8 protein-coding genes are annotated in these 5,938 nt (G+C 46.9%); 5 read left to right on the forward strand and 3 right to left on the reverse strand.

Going from position 1 to position 5,938, the window contains the following annotated elements:
• Positions 1 to 18: 18 nt before the first annotated feature.
• The 5 genes from B3182_RS05010 to B3182_RS05030 are packed head-to-tail and all read left to right on the forward strand — an operon-like array spanning position 19 to position 4,780.
• A complete protein-coding gene (locus B3182_RS05010) occupies positions 19 to 405 on the forward strand; it encodes a RidA family protein (RefSeq protein ID WP_292353579.1) in 387 nt (128 codons plus the stop codon).
• 27 nt (positions 406 to 432) lie between these two features.
• On the forward strand, positions 433 to 2,514 hold the full coding sequence (gene recG, locus B3182_RS05015; RefSeq protein WP_292353580.1) for an ATP-dependent DNA helicase RecG: 2,082 nt from the start codon (positions 433 to 435) through the stop codon (positions 2,512 to 2,514).
• 13 nt (positions 2,515 to 2,527) lie between these two features.
• The gene (locus B3182_RS05020) at positions 2,528 to 3,079 is read left to right on the forward strand and encodes a chorismate--pyruvate lyase family protein (protein ID WP_292353581.1); all 552 of its coding nucleotides are present in this window, start codon (positions 2,528 to 2,530) and stop codon (positions 3,077 to 3,079) included.
• Positions 3,079 to 3,945, forward strand: a complete 867-nt coding sequence (gene ubiA / locus B3182_RS05025; protein ID WP_292751773.1) for a 4-hydroxybenzoate octaprenyltransferase — start codon at positions 3,079 to 3,081, stop codon at positions 3,943 to 3,945. Before B3182_RS05020 ends, ubiA begins: the two co-directional genes overlap by 1 nt.
• A gap of 1 nt (position 3,946) precedes the next feature.
• On the forward strand, positions 3,947 to 4,780 hold the full coding sequence (locus B3182_RS05030; RefSeq protein WP_292353583.1) for a thermonuclease family protein: 834 nt from the start codon (positions 3,947 to 3,949) through the stop codon (positions 4,778 to 4,780).
• 4 nt (positions 4,781 to 4,784) lie between these two features.
• On the opposite strand, the gene B3182_RS05035 is transcribed toward B3182_RS05030, so the two are convergent.
• From B3182_RS05035 to B3182_RS05045, 3 genes are all read right to left on the reverse strand, one after another.
• Positions 4,785 to 5,174, reverse strand: coding sequence for a CBS domain-containing protein (locus B3182_RS05035; protein WP_292353584.1), 390 nt, complete (start codon positions 5,172 to 5,174; stop codon positions 4,785 to 4,787).
• 18 nt (positions 5,175 to 5,192) lie between these two features.
• Positions 5,193 to 5,543, reverse strand: coding sequence for a P-II family nitrogen regulator (locus B3182_RS05040; protein ID WP_292353585.1), 351 nt, complete (start codon positions 5,541 to 5,543; stop codon positions 5,193 to 5,195).
• Positions 5,540 to 5,938: DUF1538 family protein (locus tag B3182_RS05045; RefSeq protein WP_292751776.1), on the reverse strand; the 399-nt coding region annotated here is incomplete at its 5' end. The genes B3182_RS05040 and B3182_RS05045, both read right to left, overlap by 4 nt.

Raw genomic sequence — 5,938 nt, forward strand, 5'->3', positions numbered from 1 at the left:
GACTTAGCCGGAGTTTTTATGTCCCGAGAAATTATCCATACCAGCAATGCTCCTGAAGCTATTGGTACCTATTCACAAGCCGTAAAAGTTGGTGATGTTGTTTATCTTTCTGGTCAAATCCCACTGGTACCGGAAACCATGACAGTGATTGAAGGCGATTTCGCTACTCAGGTTCGCCGGGTATTTGATAACTTGTCAGCGGTTGCTGCGGCATCAGGTGGCAGTTTGCAGGATGTGGTTAAACTGAATATTTATCTCACCGATTTAGCCCATTTCGGCACCGTCAATGAAATCATGGCCGATTACTTCCAGCAGCCCTATCCAGCTCGTGCAGCAATTGGCGTAGCCTCTTTACCCAAAGATGTGCCGGTAGAAATGGATGCTATTTTGCATCTAGGCGCTTAAACCCGACTATATTAGTGGCCGTAGCAGGTGACTGAACTGGCCATAACTGATCCGGTCACCTCACTGAAAGGTGTCGGTGAAAAACTGGCTGAAAAGCTGGAGAAACTGGGGATCCGCTATATTCAGGATCTCCTGTTTCATCTGCCTCTGCGTTACCAGGACCGCACGCGTTTAATGCCAATTGGCAGTTTGCGACCACAACAGGAAAAACTGATTGAAGGGGTTATTCAGCTCAGTCAGGTTAAGTTCGGTCGGCGTCGTTCATTGCTATGCCATGTCAGTGATGGCACCGGTGCACTGGTATTACGCTTCTTTCATTTTTCCAAAACCCAGCAACAGCAACTCGCTCGTGGGCAACGTATTCGTTGCTTTGGCGAAGTGCGCAGTGGTCCATCAGCGCTAGAAATGGTGCATCCTGAATATCAGATAATTCAGGGTGAGGCGCCATTTGCTGTGGATGAAGTCTTAACGCCGGTGTATCCGACAACAGAAGGGCTGCATCAATTATCTTGGCGGAAACTGTTGAATCAGGCAATCAAATTGCTGGAACAGCAAGCCATGCCATCCTATTTACCAGAAGCATTGTTAGATCCCAGAGTGGCTCATTTTGATCTGACGCAAGCCTTGAAATACGTTCACTTACCTCCGCCCGATAGTGATGTCGGTCAGTTAATCGCTCGTGAACATCCGGCACAGAAACGCCTGGCATTTGAAGAATTACTGGCTCAGCAGCTCAGTATGCGTCAAATCCGCTATCGCACTCAGCAACATACAGCGCCTATGTTTGAAGCCGATAGTTTCAGTGAAACGTTTTTACAACGGCTACCATTCCCGTTAACCGGTGCTCAGCAACGGGTTATCACAGAGATCCGTAACGACCTGCAACAGAATATTCCGATGCAGCGGCTGGTGCAGGGGGATGTCGGATCAGGTAAAACAGTGGTAGCTGCTTTATCAGCATTAATGGCAGTATCAAGTGGCTATCAGGCAGTGATGATGGCGCCCACCGAATTACTCGCAGAGCAACATTATCAGACCTTTCGTAATTGGCTTGAGCCGTTAGGCATCGAGGTTGGCTGGTGTGCTGGCAAGCAAACAACAGCACAGCGTCGACAGGTTATTGCTGCGCTGGCTGCAGGCGAAATCAATATTGCCGTTGGCACCCATGCGTTATTTCAGGATGAAGTGACGTTTAATCGGTTGGGTCTGGTGATAATTGATGAGCAGCACCGGTTTGGCGTGCATCAGCGTATGGCGCTACGCGATAAAGGTAAAGCGGTGGATATCCTGCCACATCAATTGGTGATGACCGCTACCCCTATTCCCCGAACATTAGCAATGACAGCATATGCTGATTTGAATGTATCAATAATTGATGAACTGCCGCCTGGCAGGCAACCGGTAACCACCGTGGTGGTGGCCGATAACCGTCGCCAGGAAGTAATTGAGCGCATTCATGTGGCCTGTCAGCAAAAACGTCAGGTTTACTGGGTATGCACCTTGATTGAAGAGTCTGAGCATTTACAATGTCAGGCAGCGGAAGATACTGCTGAACAATTGCAACAGGCGTTGCCTGACTTACGGATTGCACTGGTGCATGGCCGAATGAAGTCAGCTGAAAAAGAACAGGTGATGCAGGCGTTCAAACAGGGTGAAATTGATTTGCTGGTGGCGACTACGGTGATTGAAGTTGGGGTTGATGTGCCCAATGCCAGTTTAATGGTGATTGAAAATGCTGAACGTCTGGGGCTGGCACAATTACATCAATTACGTGGCCGGGTAGGGCGTGGCACGGTGCAGAGTCATTGTGTGTTGATGTACCATCCTCCGCTGTCGGAAAATGGTTTGGCACGGCTGGCCTGTTTACGCGAAAGCAATGACGGATTTGTTATTGCCCAGCGCGATTTGGAAATTCGTGGTCCTGGCGAAGTGTTGGGAACAAGGCAGACCGGTTTGCCCCAGTTTCGGGTGGCCGATTTACTGGCTGATCAGGATTTGTTGCCAGCGGTCAGCAAAGCGGCTGAGACTTTAATAAAGCACTATCCGGAAAACGTCACACCTTTAATTCAACGCTGGTTTGGTACCAAACTGAACTTCGGACAAGTATGAGTCACCAGAATCAATGTTAAAAAGCCAAACACACTGGCATCCCGCGCCAACTGCAAAACTACCAGGCGAACTGGCTGGATGGTTAACGGACAAAGGATCGTTAACGCTGCGTCTGCAACAGACCAGTCAGCAGCAATTCAAAGTGGATCTGCAGCAAACCGGTTGGCAAAAACCTCTGACAGAAGAAGCTTTGAAGCTTGAACAGCCGTTATATGAACATGCCTATTGCCGAGAGGTGATATTACGCGATGGTGATCAGCCACGCGTATTTGCCCGCACCATTGTGCCGCGCGCCAGTTATCAGGCATTGCAGGCACACCTGCATATTCATCACCTGGGTAATCGCTCTCTGGGTGAAATCTTGTTTACTGACCCGGCGATTAAACGCGGCCCACTTGAAGTGGCCAGTCTGCGTTCAGGACAAAGCCTGTTTGAATTGGCAAAACACAGCAGTAATGAACTCAACGATAGTTCAATAATGTGGGCAAGACGGTCATGTTTTTATTTTGCTGAGAATAGTTTACTGGTCTGTGAAATATTTTTACCGAATCAGGACTGGTCTTGATGACAAATTTAGCCACACAACTACGCCCTTACTGGCAATTAACCAGAATGAATCGGCCTATTGGCATTTTATTGTTGCTCTGGCCCACCTTGACAGCATTATGGATTGCCGCTGGTGGCCTGCCGGATATTAAGATACTGCTGATTTTCATCGCTGGTGTTGTGCTGATGCGTGCGGCTGGCTGTGCAATTAATGATTTTGCCGACAGGCATATTGATGGTCAGGTGTGGCGTACTGAGAATCGTCCGCTGGCAACCGGTGCATTATCGGCAAAACAGGCAGTACTGACGTTTGTGGTATTAGCCTTATTCGCGTTTATGCTGGTGTTGTTGCTTAATACTTTCACGATAGCACTATCGCTGGTGGCGGTATTACTGGCCGCGGTCTATCCGTTTATGAAACGTTTTACCTACCTGCCGCAGCTGGTATTAGGCATGGCATTTGGCTGGGCCATTCCGATGGCATTTGCGGCCCAGACCAACGCATTGCCGGCTATTGTCTGGTGGTTGTTTGTGGCCAATATTATCTGGACAACAATGTATGACACCTTCTATGCCATGGCCGACCGTGAGGATGATCTGCAAGCAGGTGTGAAATCCACTGCCATTCTGTTTGGACAGAAAGATTTATTAATACAAGGTATGTTACAAATCGGGTATCTGTTGATCCTGTTGTTCATTGGATTGCAGTTGCAGTTTGGAATGCTGTTTTATATTGGGTTAGCAATCGCTGCGGTGTTATTTGTTTACCAGTTATGGCTTAGTAAAGATCGTGAACGCCATGCCTGTTTAAAAGCCTTTCTGAACAATAATTGGGTGGGAGCAGTTATTTTTATCAGCATCGTTTTGCATTACAGCCTGAGCTGACATGGCAAGATATTTATCTTCTGTTTTTTTACTGTTTTGGCTAATTGGTACCGTAAGCGCCACAGAAATTTATCAGTGGACAGATGACCATGGACGACAGATATTTTCTGATCAACCTGCAGATCCAGCAGCGGAAACCGTTGAGTTAACCCCCAGCTCAAATCGCTATTTATTTAATGTTAAACGGGTCTATGACGGCGATACTTTGGTTTTGGAAAATAATCAGCGGGTCAGATTACTCAGTATAAATACCCCGGAAATAAGTTCTCGTTATCGCGAAGCCGAACCAGGCGGCATTGAAGCGAGGGATTGGTTAAAAAAACAGTTATCAGAAAACCAGGTCTATCTGCAGTACGATACCGAAAAACGCGATCGTTATGATCGGTTGCTCGCGTATGCATGGACACCGGACGGTGACTTTATCAATGAAAAATTGTTACAAAAGGGATTGGCTGCACTGACTCTAAAGCCCCCTAATCTGCAGTATGCAGATCAATTGATTGCCGCCCAACGACAGGCAATAAAACAACAGCAGGGTATCTGGGGAGATAAACATTATCAGCCCCGCAAAGTCTCCAGTCTCACTGAAACAGCCTATCTTGGCTGGCAACGATGGCTTCTAACTGCTAAATCACGCTCACAGACCAGGGATTATTGGATATTAAAAGTTAATGACAAAGCGAGTCTGAGGATAGCGAAGAAACAGCAGGATTTGTTCCCGCCATTGGGGTCGTATTTGAATAAGTCACTGGAAGTCCGTGGCTGGATGTCCAAACGAGGAGATCAATATAGTCTGTTTGTGCAGCATCCCAGCGCCATCACGTTATTGGATTAAGTTTTTATTCTATTTCGCTTAACAATTTTTCCATGATGTCGTTCATCGCCACCATACCAACCAAATCATTGTTATGAACTACCAGGAGTCGTTTCACCCGATGCGTTGTCATCAACGTGGCAACGTGTTGAATCGCTAATTCTTCCCCAACGGCTATAACCGGTTTGGCGCAGATGTCATACACATTCAGCAAATCAATATCGCCTTCCTCAGCAATAACCGTTTTCAGAATATCCGAGTAGGTAATTAACCCAAAGGCATCGTGTTGATTCTGCTTATCCACGACCAGCGATTTTATTTTATGGCGCTTCATCAGGCTTAATGCTTCACGCATTTTGGCAAAGGGTGAAATGGTGACTACATCAGTAATCATGACATCTTTAACTAATCGCATTGGTGGCATCCTTGAGGGTTAGAAAGAATCTCGTAAATGTTGCTGGAATTGTTCAACCTGAGAGGTATCGATACCTGCCAGATGCTCCAATGGCAGAGTAAATACCAGACCTTTGGAGTCCTGATTATCCGGCATCAGAATTTTTTGAATGGCTTTGAGCACCTGTAATGACAGGCCTTTTTCCAATACCATCAGCAACACACTTTGACTGCCATCGTAACTCAGACCAAAAAAGGTTTTTTTGACGTTATTACTGATTCCCCGGGCTGACATGACGGTTATGCCACCGGCACCGAGATCCTTGGCGGTATCAATCGCAGCCTGTTCATTTTCTTCGGGAACAATTGCAACAAGAACAGAAAACTTCATGGGTTTACCCTTTGCAATGACGTCATGAAATGCATCGTAATAGCATAGAGCATGACGGTAATGATTGGAAAGATTGAGGCAAAGGCTATTAAGCCAAAGCCATCCATCAGAATGTTTCGACCTTCAATATGGGTTGCAAGGCCGATACCCAGTGCCGTCACCAAAGGCACTGTGACTTCTGAGGTTGTCACACCACCTAAGTCATATGCCAGCGGCACAATATATTTGGGGGCGATTAAGGTGAGTACGATAACGATTAAATATCCGCCGATAATATAATGGTGAATTGAGTCGCCGGATATAATACGGTGGACGCCGATAGTGATGCCTACTGCCACACCCACTGCCACCAGAAGCCTGATGACGTTACCATTTATCCTTCCCGAAGCGGCTTC

This window comes from Methylophaga sp. UBA4204, from assembly GCF_002379485.1.
Lineage (GTDB): Bacteria > Pseudomonadota > Gammaproteobacteria > Nitrosococcales > Methylophagaceae > Methylophaga.

Bases quoted from the DNA above. Each gene is read 5' to 3' on its own strand.
- B3182_RS05020 (WP_292353581.1), top strand. From the start codon at position 2,528: ATGTTAAAAAGCCAAACACACTGGCATCCCGCGCCAACTGCAAAACTA.
- B3182_RS05040 (WP_292353585.1), bottom strand. From the start codon at position 5,543: ATGAAGTTTTCTGTTCTTGTTGCAATTGTTCCCGAAGAAAATGAACAG.
- ubiA (WP_292751773.1), top strand. From the start codon at position 3,079: ATGACAAATTTAGCCACACAACTACGCCCTTACTGGCAATTAACCAGA.
- B3182_RS05030 (WP_292353583.1), top strand. From the start codon at position 3,947: ATGGCAAGATATTTATCTTCTGTTTTTTTACTGTTTTGGCTAATTGGT.
- B3182_RS05010 (WP_292353579.1), top strand. From the start codon at position 19: ATGTCCCGAGAAATTATCCATACCAGCAATGCTCCTGAAGCTATTGGT.
- B3182_RS05035 (WP_292353584.1), bottom strand. From the start codon at position 5,174: ATGCGATTAGTTAAAGATGTCATGATTACTGATGTAGTCACCATTTCA.